Source organism: Leclercia sp. TB492 (genome assembly GCF_049974505.2).
GTDB lineage: Bacteria > Pseudomonadota > Gammaproteobacteria > Enterobacterales > Enterobacteriaceae > Enterobacter > Enterobacter adecarboxylatus_C.
In genome coordinates this window covers 3,281,930-3,297,463 of sequence record NZ_CM127572.1, presented here as the reverse complement: position 1 = coordinate 3,297,463, position 15,534 = coordinate 3,281,930, and the positions used below count along the sequence as shown (strand labels likewise).

The 15,534-nt window shown below is 56.2% G+C and carries 14 protein-coding genes and 1 tRNA gene; 8 read left to right on the top strand and 7 right to left on the bottom strand.

The features are described from left to right. The first annotated feature begins 81 nt into the window (after window positions 1-81). Both ACP4QI_RS15595 and ACP4QI_RS15590 read left to right on the top strand, forming a co-directional pair. Window positions 82-2,268 (top strand): type I secretion system permease/ATPase, encoded by a 2,187-nt coding sequence (locus tag ACP4QI_RS15595; protein ID WP_142486610.1) that lies wholly within the window; start codon window positions 82-84, stop codon window positions 2,266-2,268. After that, the gene (locus tag ACP4QI_RS15590; protein ID WP_142486609.1) at window positions 2,255-3,619 is read left to right on the top strand and encodes an HlyD family type I secretion periplasmic adaptor subunit; all 1,365 of its coding nucleotides are present in this window, start codon (window positions 2,255-2,257) and stop codon (window positions 3,617-3,619) included. The genes ACP4QI_RS15595 and ACP4QI_RS15590 overlap by 14 nt, the downstream gene beginning before the upstream one ends. Window positions 3,620-3,661: 42 nt before the next feature. On the opposite strand, the gene ACP4QI_RS15585 is transcribed toward ACP4QI_RS15590, so the two are convergent. The 5 genes from ACP4QI_RS15585 to ACP4QI_RS15565 all read right to left on the bottom strand — a co-directional run bounded on the left by ACP4QI_RS15585 (window position 3,662) and on the right by ACP4QI_RS15565 (window position 6,382). Then, on the bottom strand, window positions 3,662-4,201 hold the full coding sequence (locus ACP4QI_RS15585; RefSeq protein ID WP_142486608.1) for a DUF2058 domain-containing protein: 540 nt from the start codon (window positions 4,199-4,201) through the stop codon (window positions 3,662-3,664). Window positions 4,202-4,268: 67 nt separating this feature from the next. Next, window positions 4,269-4,808: an isochorismatase family protein gene (locus ACP4QI_RS15580; RefSeq protein ID WP_156264305.1), complete on the bottom strand. Its 540-nt coding sequence runs from the start codon at window positions 4,806-4,808 to the stop codon at window positions 4,269-4,271. 125 nt (window positions 4,809-4,933) lie between these two features. After that, window positions 4,934-5,155: a hypothetical protein gene (locus ACP4QI_RS15575; protein WP_142486605.1), complete on the bottom strand. Its 222-nt coding sequence runs from the start codon at window positions 5,153-5,155 to the stop codon at window positions 4,934-4,936. A gap of 138 nt (window positions 5,156-5,293) precedes the next feature. Next, window positions 5,294-5,365 (bottom strand) — tRNA-Arg (locus ACP4QI_RS15570). A 75-nt stretch (window positions 5,366-5,440) separates the two neighbouring features. Beyond that, window positions 5,441-6,382 carry a formate/nitrite transporter family protein gene (locus ACP4QI_RS15565; RefSeq protein WP_426495202.1) on the bottom strand — a complete coding sequence of 314 codons (942 nt, stop codon included), beginning with the start codon at window positions 6,380-6,382 and terminating at the stop codon, window positions 5,441-5,443. Window positions 6,383-6,696: 314 nt separating this feature from the next. Here ACP4QI_RS15565 and mlaA point away from each other — a divergent pair, with 314 nt between their 5' ends. Then, complete coding sequence (gene mlaA, locus ACP4QI_RS15560) at window positions 6,697-7,449, top strand: phospholipid-binding lipoprotein MlaA (protein ID WP_142486591.1); 753 nt, start codon at window positions 6,697-6,699, stop codon at window positions 7,447-7,449. Between the two features lie 47 nt (window positions 7,450-7,496). Here the strand turns inward: mlaA and fadL are convergent, their stop codons facing one another. After that, window positions 7,497-8,819, bottom strand: coding sequence for a long-chain fatty acid transporter FadL (fadL, locus tag ACP4QI_RS15555; protein WP_197090533.1), 1,323 nt, complete (start codon window positions 8,817-8,819; stop codon window positions 7,497-7,499). A gap of 371 nt (window positions 8,820-9,190) precedes the next feature. Here fadL and ACP4QI_RS15550 point away from each other — a divergent pair, with 371 nt between their 5' ends. The 4 genes from ACP4QI_RS15550 (at window position 9,191) to sixA (ending at window position 13,785) form a co-directional block, all read left to right on the top strand. Next, window positions 9,191-9,475: a YfcZ/YiiS family protein gene (locus ACP4QI_RS15550; protein ID WP_142486589.1), complete on the top strand. Its 285-nt coding sequence runs from the start codon at window positions 9,191-9,193 to the stop codon at window positions 9,473-9,475. A gap of 156 nt (window positions 9,476-9,631) precedes the next feature. Next, window positions 9,632-10,942 carry an acetyl-CoA C-acyltransferase FadI gene (gene fadI / locus ACP4QI_RS15545; RefSeq protein WP_156264301.1) on the top strand — a complete coding sequence of 437 codons (1,311 nt, stop codon included), beginning with the start codon at window positions 9,632-9,634 and terminating at the stop codon, window positions 10,940-10,942. Beyond that, a complete protein-coding gene (fadJ, locus tag ACP4QI_RS15540; protein ID WP_142486587.1) occupies window positions 10,942-13,089 on the top strand; it encodes a fatty acid oxidation complex subunit alpha FadJ in 2,148 nt (715 codons plus the stop codon). The genes fadI and fadJ overlap by 1 nt, the downstream gene beginning before the upstream one ends. 210 nt (window positions 13,090-13,299) lie before the next feature. After that, on the top strand, window positions 13,300-13,785 hold the full coding sequence (gene sixA, locus ACP4QI_RS15535) for a phosphohistidine phosphatase SixA (RefSeq protein WP_142486586.1): 486 nt from the start codon (window positions 13,300-13,302) through the stop codon (window positions 13,783-13,785). Window positions 13,786-13,830: 45 nt separating this feature from the next. Here the strand turns inward: sixA and smrB are convergent, their stop codons facing one another. Further along, window positions 13,831-14,382, bottom strand: a complete 552-nt coding sequence (gene smrB, locus ACP4QI_RS15530; protein WP_032612873.1) for an endonuclease SmrB — start codon at window positions 14,380-14,382, stop codon at window positions 13,831-13,833. A 157-nt stretch (window positions 14,383-14,539) separates the two neighbouring features. On the opposite strand from smrB, the gene prmB reads away from it, so the two are divergent. Next, the gene (gene prmB, locus ACP4QI_RS15525) at window positions 14,540-15,472 is read left to right on the top strand and encodes a 50S ribosomal protein L3 N(5)-glutamine methyltransferase (RefSeq protein WP_285128157.1); all 933 of its coding nucleotides are present in this window, start codon (window positions 14,540-14,542) and stop codon (window positions 15,470-15,472) included. Window positions 15,473-15,534: the final 62 nt, after the last annotated feature.

The window sequence follows — 15,534 nt, the reverse complement described above, 5'->3', positions numbered from 1 at the left end:
GGGTTATTGCCGACACAACGACCGGTAATAACCCTCTTTTTTTTACCTGCGGCAGACGTCTGCAGAACACTGAGGCAGAGAATGACGCCTGACATTGACTCCCCCGATCGCATCGAGATGACCCCGCAGGCGCAGGGCAGACAGGATCCGCGGCAAAGCCATGACGATCCGCTGCTGGATGCGCTGATGATCGTCTGTAAACTGCATAACATTGCCACCAGCCGCAACGTCCTGACCACCGGTCTGCCGCTGGAAGCCCACACCCTGACGATTGAGAGCTTTCCGCGCGCCGCCGGGCGGGCAGGGCTCAAGGCGCGGGTGGTGCAACGTCCGCTGGAAAACATCACCGCGATGTCACTGCCCGCCGTTCTGCTGCTGAAAAACAATCAGACCGCGGTGTTGATTGGCTGGGATCAACAGCAGCGCGCGCGTCTGCTGCCCAGTGAAACGGAAGGCGGTGAGATTACCGTCTCGCCCGAGACGCTGGCGGAGAACTACAGTGGCCGGGTGATTTTCATCTCCCCGGAACATGAGTTTGATGCGCAACCGACGGCCACGCTGCCGCGCACCAAAGCCTGGTTCCAGGACACGCTCAAACTGTCGAAATTCCTCTACCTGGATGCGGTGGTCGCCAGCTTCCTCGTTAACCTGGTGGCACTTGCCGCCCCGTTGTTCGTGATGAACGTCTATGATCGGGTGGTGCCCAACCAGGCCACCGCTACCCTGTGGGTGCTGGCGATCGGCATCAGCATCGCGTTTGTGTTCGACTTTGTGCTGAAGATCCTGCGGGGCATTTGCCTCGACCTGGCGGGTAAAAAGACCGACCTGGTGGTCTCCTCGGCGCTGTTCGAGCGGCTGCTGGGGATGAAGATGAAGCTCCGCCCGCAGCGGGTGGGGAGCTTCGCGCAGAACTTTCAGGAGTTCCAGTCGATCCGAGACTTCCTGTCATCGCTGACGCTGACCGCCTTTATCGACCTGCCGTTTACCCTGCTGATCCTGCTGGTTATAGGCATCATCGGGGGGCCGCTGGTCTTTATCCCGCTGCTCTGCTATCCGCTGGCGCTGCTGGTGAACTGGCTGATCCAGCGCCCGCTGATGTCGCGGGTCAAGAAAACCTATCAGCTCTCCAACGAACGCCAGGCGATGCTGGTGGAGACGCTCACTGGCCTGGATGCCATCAAGATCAACAACGCCCAGAGCGAGCGCCAGTATCAGTGGGAACACCTCACCGGTCAGCTCAGCAAGCTGGAGTTACGGGTGAAGTCGCTCTCCTATGTGGCGGTGAACTTTACCGCCTGGCTGCAGCAGTTCAGCGGGGTGGCCATTATCGTGGCCGGGGTCTACATCATTATTGGCGGCAACCTGAGTATGGGTGGGCTGATTGCCTGCTACCTGCTGCACCGCCGCGCCATGATGCCCATCGGCCAGCTTTGTAGCCTGATCACTCGCTATCAGCGGGCAAGAATGACCAAAGGCACCATTGACCGAATGATGGGCCTCGAGCAGGAGGTGCAGGACAACGAGGTGCCGCTGAAGCGGGAAACCCTCTCCGGTGCCATTGAGCTGCGCGACGTCACTTTTATCTACCCGGGCAATCAGTATGCCTCGCTCAGCAATGTCTCGCTGACGATCCAGCCCGGCGAGAAGGTAGGGATCATCGGCCGCAGTGGGTCGGGCAAAAGCTCGCTGGCGAAACTGCTGGTCGGCTTTTATCAGCCGGACAGCGGCAACGTGCTGATCGACGGCATTGATGCCCGCCAGATAGACGTCCACGATCTACGCCATAACATCGGCTATGCCCCTCAGGATATCCACCTGTTCAGCGGTACCCTGCGGGAGAATCTGGTCTACGGCGCCAGCTACGTTGACGACGAGACCATGCTGCGGGTCGCCACCCTGACCGGGGTACATGAGTTCGCCCGTCGCCATCCGTCCGGTTACAACATGCAGGTGGGCGAGCGGGGGATGAGTCTCTCCGGCGGCCAGCGGCAGGCGGTGGCGCTGGCGCGCGCGCTGCTGCTCGATCCCCCGGTGCTGCTGATGGATGAACCTACCAGTTCGATGGATAACACCAGCGAAGATCTGATTAAAAAAGCGCTGATACCGGTCATCAGCAACAAAACGCTGCTGATGGTGACGCATCGTGCCTCGCTGCTGACGCTGGTGGATCGTCTGATTATCGTCGACAACGGCAAAATCATTGCCGATGGTCCGAAAGAGAGCGTTATGAGCGCGCTGAAGAAGGGACAAATTCATGCGAATCGTTGAGTCGCTTAGCCGTCTGATGAGCTGGCTGTCAGGAGATAAACAGCCGGCACCGTTCACCACCAATGAGGTGAACAAAGCCTTGTTGGATGATGCCCCGCGGGTGGTACGCGTGACGCTGTGGGCCATTCTCGTCTTCTTTATCGCCATGATCCTCTGGGCCTCGCTGGCCAGTATTGATGAGGTGACGCGCGGGGAAGGGCGGGCTATTCCCTCCTCCCGTTTGCAAAAAGTGCAGAACCTCGAAGGGGGGATCGTGGCCGAGGTCTTTGTGCATGAAGGTGAGGTGGTGAAAGCCGGGGCGCCGCTGCTGCGTCTGGATGATACCCAGTTTCGCTCCAACGCCGGGGAAACCGATGCCGATCGGCTGGCGCTGCAGGCGCGGATCCAGCGTCTGACCGCGCAGCTTAACGATGCCACCACCCTGACCCTGGCGCCGGAAATTGTTCAGCAGGCACCGGATATCGCCAGTGGCGAGATGGAGCTGTTCACCAGCGTTAACAAACGCATTCAGAGCGAGCTGGCCGGGCTTAACGAACAGCTGGTACAGAAGAAGCAGGAGCTGCTCGACTTCCAGGGCAAGGTCAGCCAGTACCGCCGTAGCCTGGGGTTGCAGCAGCAGGAGGTCAGCATGTCTGAACCGCTGGTGGCCAAAGGGGCAATCTCAAAAGTAGAAGTGCTCCGTCTGCGTCGTGGCGTGGTGGAAACCCAGGGGCAGCTGGACTCGGTGCTGCTTGCCATCCCCCGGGCGGAAGCGGCCATCAAGGAGATTGAGAGCAAGGTCAGCGAAACGCGGGGCCGTTACCGCAGCGAGGCGCTGGGGCAGCTCAACGAGGCGCGAACCGATCTCAGCAAAATAGAGGCTTCGGGTAAGGCGATTACCGACCGGGTGAATCGCACCCTGGTGACGTCTCCGGTGCGCGGCGTCGTCCAGCAGCTGCTGGTGAACACCATCGGCGGCGTGATCCAGCCGGGTAACGACCTGGTGGAGATTGTACCGCTGGACGACAAGCTGCTGGTGGAGGCCAAAATCCGTCCTCAGGACATCGCGTTTTTGCGTCCGGGTCAGGAGGCGACGGTGAAGTTCACCGCCTACGACTATACGATCTATGGCGGGCTGAAGGGCACGCTGGAGCAGATCAGCCCCGATACGGTGACCGACAAAGACGGGAAGAGTTTTTATATCATTCGTCTGCGCACCGACAAAAACCATCTCGGCACGGATGAGAAGCCGCTGCTGATTATTCCGGGGATGGTGGCCTCGGTGGATATCATTACCGGCAAGAAAACGGTGATGGCCTATCTGCTGAAACCGATCCTGCGGGCGAAAGCGGAGGCGTTCCGCGAGCGTTAAGAAGGGAGAAAGACCACCTCTCCGGGAGGTGGTCTGTCTGGGTTACCACATCAAATCATCAGGCACGACAAAATCAGCATAGGGATCGTCTTCGTCCTTCGCTTCCTGAGTCAGCTCGCTGCTTAATACGATATAGCTCGCATCTCGCTGGGAAATTTTCTCGGCAACGATGGCGGGGATAATTGCATATTCGCTCTCACGGCCCGCTTCGGCAACCAGTCGCGCAATGGCGAGACGGCCATTGATCAGCTGCGCCTGGGTGGTCTTATCGACATAGATTTTTTTAATCAGATTATTGTCGGTGAAGTTAAAACCGATATCGCCTTTTGCCACTACGACCCGGTTCATCTCAATTAACTGCTTGATCTGCGCCTTATACTCTTTCGCCAGCGTGGCCTGCTTCTGCTGCTCGCTCAACTCTTTATCGCGTTCAAGTTGCGCCTGCTTGTTTACTTCCACCGCTTCGCGCGCCTCGCGGGCCTGCACGCGGGATTTTTTGGCGGTGCGCTGCACTTTCGCCATTTTTTTGCTGGAGACTAAGCCAGCTTTAAGCATCTGCTCTTGTAGTGTGAGTTTGGTCATGTTCGTTTCTGAAATCTGTCAAATGATTGGCAGATTATACCCTGGAGGACGGCACAGGGCACAGTATTCAGGACAGCTGCAACGCGGTGGCGTCGGTAACCTGCGCAAAACCAGCCTCAAGCAGCGCCAGAGTGACATCATGAATGGCCTTCGCGCTGAGCTGAGATTTTTCCAGCTCAAAGCTGAGCACCGCATCTTTTAGCACCGTCATCTTTAACCCAAGGTCGGCACCCATTCTGACGGTGGAGTTAACACAAAATCCTGCAACGGCACCGATAACCACCACCTCTGAAATATTTGCCTCCTGGAGATGAGCCAGTAATCCCGTTGAGCTGAACGCAGAAGAGGTGTGTTTGATAAATACCGGCTCGCCCGGGCGTTCCTCAAATGAGGCAAGGGGCTGGCTTGAGGGGGAACCGTGATGAAGAGGCGAACCCTGCTCAGGCGTCTGGTGGCGTACGTGGATGACAGGTCGGCCAGAGGTTCTGAATTGTTCAATTACAGAGGTCATGTTTTCAATGCTGTTCTGAGGGAAGTAATCCACCCCCTGTTGAATTCTTTCCGACACAAATTTTTGCATATCGATGATGAGTAGCGCTTTTGACATATTACTCTCTTTAAACCGGACTGGTGGCATGGTGAGTCAGTGCTCAAGAGTAACTGTTTTTGCTCAGGGGCGTCAGCGCCCTGGTTTGGTGGGGTGAGCTCCGGTATTCCGGAGCCCTAAACATCTTATCGAATCACGTTACCGTGCTGTACGCAGCGTCCATCGTTGCAGTTAACGGCATCCACTCTGGCGGCACGGTGGTTTCTTGCCTGCGCGGTGACCGTCGCGGCAGCAACGGGGTGATCGGAATTCGCTACCACGGCAGCGCGCTCAACCGGGTGAAAGATAACCCCGGCAAAGGCTGAGCAAGGGGCGATTAATGCCATAACGATGAGGATTCTTTTCATTCCATTTCTCCGTTGTTTTTTTTTGAGGCGTGAATGCGTTTAACGGCGGGAGAGTACAGCACAGCGGCACATAACGTTGTGTGTATGGGTGCTATTGGTTGGAAAGGGGAGATAAAGCTGGTAAGGAAGGTAGGCAAATGTCCCCTGCAGGAATCGAACCTGCAACTAGCCCTTAGGAGGGGCTCGTTATATCCATTTAACTAAGGGGACGAAGCGGCACGAGTATAACGCCATTTGTACCAGGCGTTAAGCACGCCGCCGCCTGACTGCTTAAAGTGTCGCCATTCAGGCCGATTTTTTATTCTCTTCCGCTTCCTCCTGCCGGGCCTGCTCTTTGGCTTTGATCTCGGCTTTGCGCTTATTCGACATATCGTTACGGATTTGCGCATGGCTCAGCAGGGCAAATATAAAGGTGCCGCCGCAGATGTTACCAGCCAGGGTAGGGATGGCGAAGGGCCAGAAAAACTCGCTCCAGTGAATGGTGCCGTTAAAGACCAGATATAAAATCTCCACCGTGCCCACCACGATATGAGTGGTATCGGCCAGTGCGATAAGCCAGGTCATCAGGATGATGACCACAATTTTGGCCGAACCGGCAGCCGGGAACATCCATACCATGGTGGCGACGATCCAGCCGGAGATAATGGCGTTGGAGAACATTTCTATAGGGCTGTTTTCCATCACCCCCGTCCCGATTTTTACAAAGGCATCGCGGGTAGCCTCGTCAAAAATCGGCATATATTCAAACGCCCAGGCTGCGACGCCGGTTCCGATAATATTCCCGAACAACACCACGCTCCACAGGCGCATCAGCAGGCCGAAATTGCCCCATGTCGGGCTCTGCATCACCGGCAATACCGCGGTGACGGTATTCTCGGTAAACAGCTGCTGGCGCGCCATGATCACGATAATAAAGCCAAAGGTATAACCCAGGTTTTCCAGTACCATCCCGCCGGGGATACCTTCAAACTGAACGTGAAAAATCCCTTTGGCCAGAAAAGAGGCGCTCATTGATAACCCGGCAGCGATAGCCGACCACAGCAGGGCCATGGCATCGCGTTCCAGCTCTTTTTCACCGTCCTGGCGAATATGTTCGTGGATGGCCATCGCGCGCGAGGGGAGTTGGTCCTCATCGACCTCAATCTTCTTTCCCCGGCGCTTCTCCTCGCTTTCAACTTCCAGTTCTTCGGTATGGTTATCTATTTTCTCTTCTTTGAGTTCGTCCATTATGGTGCTCCAGAGGTGGCTGATACCTTTAAGCGTAGCGGTTTTTGTCCTAACGCCCGTGGGTATGCTCTTAAATTCCTGCAATGACAATAAAGGCGATACATCTTCGGCAAAGGCCGTATAAAATTGCCAGCCAAACGAAACTGCAAAGCCAGGCTATTCTGAGATCATAAAGAGGGTGTTTATTGCCCTGATTTGTGGTCGTAGACATCAGTAAGCGTGCTGATACAATCACTTGCACATCTACAGACGGAGCGCGAAAGCTCCAGTACGGATGGCTTTCGAAGATAGCCATACTTAACAGGGAGAAAGATATGAAACTTCAGCTGTCGGCGGTTGCGCTGGGCACCACGTTGCTGATGGGCTGCGCCAGCTCTGGCGAGCAGCAGGGGCGCTCCGATCCTCTGGAAGGATTTAACCGCACCATGTACAACTTCAACTATAACGTGCTGGATCCCTATCTGGTGCGTCCGGTTGCGGTAGCATGGCGTGATTATGTTCCACAACCTGCCCGTAACGGGCTGAGCAACTTCACCAGCAACCTTGAAGAGCCTGCGGTGATGGCGAACTACTTCCTGCAGGGCAATCCTTATCAGGGGATGGTCCACTTCACCCGCTTCTTCCTGAACACCCTGTTAGGGATGGGCGGCTTTATAGACGTTGCCGGGATGGCGAATCCGAAGCTGCAACGTGAGCAGCCCCACCGTTTTGGTAGTACCCTGGGTCATTACAATGTGGGTTATGGTCCGTATGTGCATTTACCGTTCTACGGCAGCTTCACCCTGCGTGATGATGGTGGTGATGCGGTCGATACCCTCTATCCGGTACTGTCGTGGCTGACCTGGCCACTGTCGGTGGGTAAATGGACGCTGGAAGGCGTGGAGTCGCGCGCGCAGCTGCTGGATTCAGACGGACTGCTGCGTCAGTCTTCCGATCCGTACATCATGGTGCGTGAAGCCTACTTCCAGAACCATGACTTTATTGCTAACGGCGGCAAGCTGAAACCGGAAGATAACCCGAACGCGAAAGCAATCGAGAATGAACTCTCCGAGATTGATGCGGAATAAAAAAGAAAAGGTGAGCGCGAAGCTCACCTTTTTTTATCGCTACGTGATTAGAACGCGTAGTTGAAGTTCATGCCATACAGCCAGGCTTTACCTTCAGAAGAGAACTCATACGGACCTTCCTGGAACGTCACTTTCTGACCATGCATATAAGAGACACCCGCATCGATTGAGGCATCTTTGTTGAATGCATAGGTCGCGCCGGCGCTCAGCCAGAAGCGATCCTGATCCGGAATGGAGATAGAACGTTTGTCTGCCGGAACCGGGCTGTCATCGAAGGCAATACCGGTACGGAACGTCCAGTTATCATCCATATAGTAGGTGGTACCCAGAGCGATGCGGTAAGCGTCACGGAAGCTTTCGTCTTTAAAGAACAGCGTATCACCGCCGCTGTTGGTCGCTTTCAGCTCCTGGAACTGGCTCCAGCTCGTGTAGGTCAGGCTATAGTGGATGGCCCATTGCGGCGCGACTCTGTTGTAACCGGACAGTTCCCACATCTCAGGTAAGTTCAGGGTCAGAGAACCGCCAGTGGTGCGGCCATCCGTCCCCATTGGCAGACCAAAGTTGCCGAGGATCTGGTTGTAGGCTGAAGGCAGGCTGCTCTTATAGTCGCCATCGAAATCGATTTTTACTTCAGAACGGTAGGTAAAGCCATAGCGGTTGTTCTTGTCGATTTCATACAGAATACCGGCGTTCCAGCCAAAGCCCCACTCATCACCCTTCAGGTAGGCAATCTGAGTATCTCCAGGGATCCCCGCGACCGGTCTTGCCAGGGCTGGAGGTAATGCGCCGGAACCTGCGACGATTCGACCCAGGTCACCCGCGTAGCGCTCAATTTTCGCTTTCGCATACACAGCATCAAAGCCAACACCGAAACTCCAGTGATTATCCAGGCGATAAGCACCGCTCAGGTTCAGGTTGAGGGTTTCCAGGTCGGTTTTACCGCCGTATGCCCCTGCTGCGTAGTTGTTATTGAACTCGGTTGCCAGTCCGTAGTTAGAGGTAACGGACGCGCCCCAGCCAAATTGTTCATTGATTGGCGCGACAAAGTGCAGGTTTGGAACCCATGCTGTTGGCGCGATGTTATCCGCGTTCAGGCTTGCGCCCGTTGGTGAACGTCCGGTGATATCCACGCCAGGGTCAACAAAAATGGCACCCGCGGAGAAGGTTGGACGATCAAACATCATGATCAGGGCAGGGTTACGGCTCGCATTTCCTGCGTCATCAGCGATAGCGCCTTCCCCGGAATAGGCACGACCCAGGCCTGAGGAAGAAAACTCGTTAAGCTGAAAGCCCGCAGACCAGGCGGAGGTGGAGACGATTGCCACTGCGACTGCCAGCGCAGTTTTGTTGAACAGAGTTTTCTGGCTCATGACCATAACCTCATTGAGTTATTTTTATTCAATATTTGTTACATACCGTAACAGGAGCGCGAAGTGTAGGGTCTGTCGTAACACTTAGAAATCAGACCAGTGGCGAGAGTATAGGTCTGACCAGATAGAATGTTGCAAGTCTGTTTATTAATATTTACTGATATGTTTTTCGAAACGGGATCTGGTTGGCAAAATTGTGACCAGTTCGCTTACTCCAAACGGGTGATTTTTGTTTTAGATCATTTTTACGTGTGATATTGCTCACTTACCCGCGTTTAGGCCATTAACGACTGGAGCCACTCCCGAGCGGGGCGTAAAATATCAGCATTGTGTCTATTTCGCGCCGTGCGCGACTACAGAGGAAATCTACTATGAGTAAATGCAGTGCTGATGAAACCCCGGTTTGCTGCTGTATGGATGTGGGTACCATCGTGGATAACACGGATTGCACCGCCTCTTACAGCCGTGAGTTCGCCAGCCGTGCTGAAGCCGAAGAGACGCTGGCCGCACTGACTGCCAAAGCCCGCGGCGTTGAGTCTGAACCGTGCGACATCACCTCCACCTTCACTGAAGTGAACGGCGGGGTGCGCCTGGACATCGATTTTGTGTTCAGCTGCGAAGCTGAGTCCCTGATTTTCCAGCTCGGTCTGCGTTAATTTCCCTTCAATGCCCCCATTCATGGGGGCGTTTCGTTTGTGCTCTGTGGCTTCGCTCGCAATTTTTCTTCTCCCCGATTGGCTAATGTAAAAATTTGGTTAAGACTGTTATCAGGTCAGACCACTTTGCGCATTTGTTATTCACAGGGGAGCGTTATGAGTCAGGCATTACCGCTAATCACCCGTCAGGGCGATCGCATTGCCATTGTCAGTGGATTACGTACGCCATTTGCCCGTCAGGCGACGGCGTTTCATGGCATACCTGCCGTCGATCTGGGAAAAATGGTGGTGGGGGAGTTGCTGGCTCGCAGCGAAATACCTCCTGAGGTGATTGAACAGTTGGTCTTCGGCCAGGTGGTGCAGATGCCAGAAGCGCCGAATATCGCCCGTGAGATCGTGCTGGGCACCGGAATGAATGTCCACACCGATGCCTACAGCGTCAGCCGCGCCTGCGCCACCAGCTTTCAGGCGGTGGCGAACGTTGCGGAAAGCCTGATAACGGGCACCATTCGCGCCGGAATTGCCGGGGGGGCCGACTCCTCGTCTGTCCTGCCGATCGGCGTCAGCAAAAAGCTTGCCCGCGTGCTGGTGGACGTCAATAAGGCCCGCACCACCGGGCAGCGCTTATCCCTCTTCTCGCGCCTGCGTTTGCGCGATCTCCTTCCTGTCCCGCCTGCGGTCGCGGAATACTCCACCGGCCTGCGGATGGGTGATACCGCCGAACAGATGGCGAAGACCTACGGCATTACCCGCGAACAGCAGGATGCGCTGGCGCACCGCTCGCACCAGCGCGCCGCTCAGGCCTGGGCGGAGGGCAAGCTGGCGCAAGAGGTGATGACTGCCTACACCCCGCCGTACCGTGAGCCCTTAAGCGAAGATAACAATATCCGGGGCACTTCAACGCTGGCGGATTACGCGAAACTGCGTCCGGCATTCGACCGTAAGCACGGCACCGTGACCGCCGCCAACAGCACGCCATTAACCGATGGCGCGGCGGCAGTGATCCTGATGACCGAATCCCGGGCCAAAGAGCTGGGCCTCACCCCGCTCGGCTACCTGCGCAGCTATGCCTTTACCGCCATTGATGTCTGGCAGGACATGCTGCTGGGGCCGGCCTGGTCCACGCCGCTGGCGCTGGAGCGTGCAGGGCTCACTATGAACGACCTGACGCTTATCGACATGCATGAAGCCTTTGCCGCCCAGACCCTGGCCAACCTGCAGCTGCTGGCCAGCGAACGCTTTGCCCGCGACGTGTTAGGGCGTGCCCATGCCACAGGCGAGGTGGATGAAAGCAAATTTAACGTGCTGGGGGGCTCCATTGCCTACGGCCACCCCTTTGCGGCAACCGGGGCGAGGATGATCACGCAGACGCTGCACGAGTTGCGCCGTCGCGGCGGCGGGTTTGGCCTGGTCACCGCCTGTGCGGCGGGTGGCCTGGGCGCCGCAATGGTTCTGGAGGCAGAATAATGGAGATGACAACGGCGTTTACCCTCAATGTGCGTCCGGACAACGTGGCGGTGGTCACCATCGATGCGCCAGACGAAAAGATGAATACCCTGAAAGCCGAGTTTGGCGGTCAGGTCCGCGCGATCCTGAAGCAGGTGCGGGAAAACAAAACCCTGCGCGGGCTGGTATTTATCTCGGCCAAGCCGGACAACTTTATCGCCGGGGCCGATATCAACATGATTGCCCGCGCCAACAGCGCGCAAGAGGCGGAAGATCTTGCCCGTCAGGGGCAGCAGATCATGGCCGAAATTCATGCTCTGCCGATCCCGGTGATTGCGGCGATCCACGGCGCCTGCCTCGGTGGGGGTCTGGAGCTGGCGCTGGCCTGTCACGGACGAATTTGTACCGACGACGGCAAAACGGTGCTGGGTCTGCCGGAAGTGCAGCTCGGCTTACTGCCCGGCTCAGGTGGCACCCAGCGTCTGCCGCGGCTGGTGGGCGTCAGCACGGCGCTGGAGATGATCCTCACCGGCAAGCAGCTGCGTCCGCGTCAGGCCCTGAAGGTGGGGCTGGTGGACGAGGTGGTCCCGCATGCCATCCTGCTGGAGGCCGCAGTAGCGCTGGCTCTGAAAGACAAACCGGCCGGTCGTCAATTACCGGTGCGCGAGCGCGTGCTGGCAGGCCCGCTGGGCCGCACGCTGCTATTTAAGATGGTAGCGAACAAAACCGAACAAAAAACGCAGGGGAATTACCCGGCGGCAAAACGCATTCTCGAAGTTATCCATACTGGTCTGACACAGGGCAGCAGCAGCGGCTATGCCGCAGAAGCCAAAGCCTTTGGCGAGCTGGCGATGACCCCGCAGTCACAGGCGCTACGCAGCCTCTTTTTTGCCAGCACCGAGGTCAAAAAAGACCCGGGTAGCGAGGCAGATCCTGCCCCGCTCGACGCCGTCGGCGTGCTGGGTGGCGGGCTGATGGGGGGCGGTATCGCCTTCGTAAGCGCCAGCAAGGGCAAATTACCGGTGCGGATCAAGGACATCAACCCGAAGGGGATCAACCATGCCCTGCAGTACAGCTGGCAGCTGCTTGATAAGAAGGTCAAACGCCGCCATATCAAAGCCAGTGAGCGCGATCGCGAGCTGGCGCTGATCTCCGGCACCACCGATTACAGCGGCTTTCGCCATCGCGATGTGGTGATTGAGGCGGTATTTGAGGATCTGGCGCTGAAACAGCAGATGGTGGCTGAGGTTGAAGCGCACTGCGCGCCGCACACCATCTTTGCTTCTAACACCTCGTCGCTGCCGATTGGCGATATTGCAGCGCAGGCTGCGCGTCCTGAACAGGTGATCGGGCTGCATTTCTTTAGCCCGGTTGAAAAAATGCCGCTGGTGGAGGTCATTCCGCACGCTGGCACCAGCCCGCAGACCGTTGCCACCACTGTTAAGCTGGCAAAAATGCAGGGCAAAACGCCGGTGGTGGTGGCCGATAAAGCCGGGTTCTACGTCAACCGCATCCTGGCACCCTATATCAATGAAGCCATGCGCCTGCTAACCGAAGGGGAGAAGGTGGATCACATTGATAATGCGCTGGTGAAGTTTGGTTTCCCGGTCGGCCCAATCCAACTTTTGGATGAGGTGGGAATAGATACCGGCACTAAAATTATACCTGTGCTGGAAAGGGCTTACGGGGAACGATTTAGCGCCCCTGCAAACATTGTTTCTGCAATTTTGAATGACGATCGCAAAGGCAGAAAAAATGGACGCGGTTTCTATCTTTACGATCCAAAAGGGCGTAAAAGCAAGAAGCAGGTAGACCCGGCGGTTTATGGGCTTATTAAGCCCACCGGCGAGGGCAAACTCTCTGCACAGCAGTGTGCAGAACGTTGCGTCATGATGATGCTCAACGAGGCGGCGCGCTGCTTTGATGAGCGGGTAATCAGAAACGCTCGCGACGGAGACATTGGCGCGGTGTTTGGCATTGGTTTTCCACCTTTCCTGGGTGGCCCGTTCCGCTATATGGATAGCATTGGCGCGGGTGAAGTTGTTGCGATTTTACAACGACTGGCTGTGCAATATGGGCCGCGGTTTACACCGTGTGACACATTGTTGCAAATGGCGGATCAGGGGCTGCGATTTTGGCCAGCAAAGGAAACTGACCCGGTAAATTAAGGTCAAATAAGAGTAAATCCGCCGTTGAAGGGTCTGGTCCTGTCTAATTTGTAAACTGACATTGACTATACTTACGCCGTTGAGGTAAAAAACAGCGTTTCATTCAACGGATGGATCAGGCACAATGCCCGGCCATCGGGTTTTCTACCTCGTGATGTGTTCACGCGGGGTGTTAACGCCGGTGATCCTGGTCAACAAAAGCGGTGCAATATGCAAGTTTTTATCATGCGTCACGGTGACGCGGCACTCGATGCTGCCAGTGACTCTGTTCGTCCTCTTACGCCTTGCGGCTGTGACGAGTCCCGTCAAATGGCAACCTGGCTGAAAGGGCAAAAAGTGGATATTGAACGTGTCCTCGTCAGCCCGTTCCTGCGTGCTGAACAGACACTGGAAGTGGTAGGGGAGTGTATGAACCTGCCTGCCGGTGTCGATGTTCTGCCCGAGCTGACCCCCTGTGGCGATGTGGGTCTGGTCAGTGGCTATCTTCAGGTGCTGTGCAATGAAGGCGTCGCCTCTGCGCTGGTGATTTCCCATCTGCCGTTAGTCGGCTACCTGGTATCTGAACTCTGTCCGGGCGAAACGCCGCCGATGTTCAGCACTTCCGCCATTGCCAACGTCACTCTCGATGAAAAAGGTGTCGGCGTGTTCAACTGGCAAATGAGCCCCTGCAATCTGAAGATGGCGAAAGCTATCTGACGTAAACCACATCCAGGCGGGTAGCCTCAGCCACCCGCCTGCCTGTCAGGGCAGCTCAGGCGGTTGCCACTCTTCCACTTCAATCAGCACCAGCAAGGCGGCATCACCGCCGTACTCTTTGGGTGCCTGATGAAAAGCCATCACGTGCGGATGCTGGGCAAGCCACAGTGGGGTTTGCTGCTTGAGGATATGCTTTCCGTGGCCGTGCATCACGCAGGCGCAAAAGACATGTTCCCGGCGGCAGGCCGCAATCAGCGCGCCCAGCTCCTGTTTGGCCTGCATCTGCGTTAAGCCGTGCAGATCGAGAAACAGTTCCGGCGAATAATCCCCACGACGTAATTTTTTCAGCTCGAAATGGCTGACGTCCGATCGCACATACTTTACCGCGCCCTCGGTGTTCAGCAGCGGCTGGAACTCATCGGAAAAATAGTGGCTGGCGTCTGCCTGTTCCTGGATCAGCCGTTTTACCGGAACTTCACTCACTTTTTTGCGTAACGGAGGGTGGACGATGGTGTCCTGCTTGATTTTACGCGTGCCGGTCATCAGCTGACGAAACAGCGTTTGATCCTCCTCGCTCAGCGATGTTTTCTTTTTCATGGGTCCGTCTCATCTCTTATTTCCCACAGTGTACCTGACTCGCCGCGCGGCAAAACGCATTTTTTACCCGCAAGGCGTTAGCGACAGTGCTGATTTATCGCCGTCTTCGTGGCACACTAGCCGCCGAAAATTTAGCGAGCATGCCCTGGAGAATATAGTGGATAAAATTTTTGTCGATGAAGCGGTGAATGAGCTGCAAACCATTCAGGACATGTTGCGTTGGGCGGTCAGCCGTTTCAGCGCGGCCAATATCTGGTACGGTCACGGTACCGATAACCCGTGGGATGAGGCGGTGCAGCTGGTTCTGCCGTCCCTCTATCTGCCGCTGGATATTCCTGAAGATATGCGCTCTGCGCGCCTGACCTCCAGCGAGAAACACCGCATCGTTGAGCGCGTGATCCGCCGCGTTAACGAACGTATCCCGGTGGCCTACCTCACCAATAAAGCCTGGTTCTGCGGCCATGAGTTCTTTGTCGATGAACGCGTGCTGGTGCCGCGCTCGCCGATCGGAGAGCTGATCAACAACCATTTCGCCGGTCTGATTGACCATCAGCCGGAGCACATTCTGGATATGTGTACCGGCAGCGGCTGCATCGCCATTGCCTGCGCCTACTCCTTCCCGGAGGCGGAAGTGGACGCGGTGGACATCTCACCTGATGCGCTGGCGGTAGCGGAACATAATATTGAAGAGCACGGCATGATCCATCACGTGACGCCGATTCGTTCCGATCTGTTCCGTGACCTGCCAAAAGTGCAGTACGACCTGATCGTCACCAACCCGCCATACGTTGACGCAGAAGATATGTCCGACCTGCCAAACGAGTATCGCCACGAACCTGAGCTGGGTCTGGCGTCCGGCTCCGACGGCCTGAAGCTGACCCGCCGCATCCTTGCCTGTGCACCGGATTATCTGACCGACAACGGCATTCTGATTTGTGAAGTGGGTAACAGCATGGTACATCTGATGGAGCAATATCCGGATGTGCCGTTCACCTGGCTCGAGTTCGACAACGGTGGCGACGGCGTCTTCATGCTGACCAAAGCGCAGCTTCTCGCCGCGCGCGAACACTTCAGCATCTACAAAGATTAATCCAACGGGCTTCGGCCCGTTTCACATTGCGCAAACACAGAAAGCTCAAACACAGAACAACG